The following is a 1,000-nucleotide window of genomic DNA, read 5'->3' as shown; positions in this document are numbered from 1 at the left end:
CTTAGTCTGGGTGTCTCATGTGTCCGTTTTGCATTCCTGCAGTGCTGTCATCAAAGCGCCTGAATCGGCAACTGCCCCGAAAACGCCGCCTTGCATCTGGATCATCTTCAGAGCGGCGAGATAATTTCCATAGTCTGTGGCAGCTGTACAATCAGACAGCAGCAAACATTCATAGCCTCGGTCGTTGGCTTCTCTCATGGTGCTGTGGACACACACATCGGTGGTAATGCCTGTTAGAACCAGGTTCTGGATGCCTTTGCGCCTCAAGATTAGGTCCAGATCGGTGGCATAGAAAGCTCCTTTGCCCGGTTTGTCAATAATCACTTCTCCCGGCAGAGGAGCCAATTCCGGGATGATTTCCCAGCCGGGTTCCCCTCGCACCAGAATGCGCCCACAGGGACCGGGATCCCCAATTCCTGCCCCAATACGTTGACTACGCCAGCGCTTGTTTTCCGGCAGATCCGATAGATCAGGGCGATGACCTTCGCGGGTGTGCACGATGAAAAAACCCAAGGTTCGCATTGCCGCCAAAACCCGCCGAATCGGCTCTATGGGAGCGCGGGTGAGGGAAATGTCGTAGCCCATTCTGTGCACATAGCCACCTACTCCGCAGAAATCCGTCTGCATATCGATGATGAGCAGGGCGGTATTTTCAGGCCGCAAGTCACCATTGTACGGATAGGGATAGGGTTCTGCCGCAACGTGGTAGCCCATAGCACCTTTTCCGATTCACGTCACTGCCGAGCCCTGGCTGCACACCTACAGCGAGATCATTGACGTGCGCTCGCCGGCAGAGTTCGCTAAGGATCATAGGCCGGGGGCTATCAACTTGTCTGTGCTCTAAAATACAGAACGGGCAGAGGTGGGCACCCTCTACAAGCAGGTGGATCCCTTTACGGCCTGCAAGTGGGGGGCCAGCCTGGTGGCCCAGAACATTGCTCGCCACCTGCAGACCCACTTTGCTGACAAGGACCGGGACTACCACCCCCTCATCTACTGC

Annotated in this window: 2 protein-coding genes; one reads left to right on the top strand and one right to left on the bottom strand. The window is 55.8% G+C overall.

Annotated elements, in window-relative coordinates; all coding sequences use genetic code 11:
• Positions 1-15 precede the first annotated feature (15 nt).
• Positions 16-714, bottom strand: coding sequence for a cysteine hydrolase family protein (locus tag NW853_RS09120; RefSeq protein WP_414348861.1), 699 nt, complete (start codon positions 712-714; stop codon positions 16-18).
• Between NW853_RS09120 and NW853_RS09115 the strand changes: the two genes are divergently transcribed.
• The gene (locus NW853_RS09115; protein ID WP_414348862.1) at positions 713-844 is read left to right on the top strand and encodes a rhodanese-like domain-containing protein; all 132 of its coding nucleotides are present in this window, start codon (positions 713-715) and stop codon (positions 842-844) included. The genes NW853_RS09120 and NW853_RS09115 overlap by 2 nt on opposite strands.
• Positions 845-1,000: the final 156 nt, after the last annotated feature.

The organism is Synechococcus sp. H55.11, assembly GCF_047462475.1.
Classification (GTDB): Bacteria; Cyanobacteriota; Cyanobacteriia; order Thermostichales; family Thermostichaceae; genus Thermostichus.
This window is presented reverse-complemented; position numbering and strand designations above follow the sequence as displayed.

Bases quoted from the DNA above. Each gene is read 5' to 3' on its own strand.
- NW853_RS09120 (WP_414348861.1), bottom strand. From the start codon at position 714: ATGGGCTACCACGTTGCGGCAGAACCCTATCCCTATCCGTACAATGGT.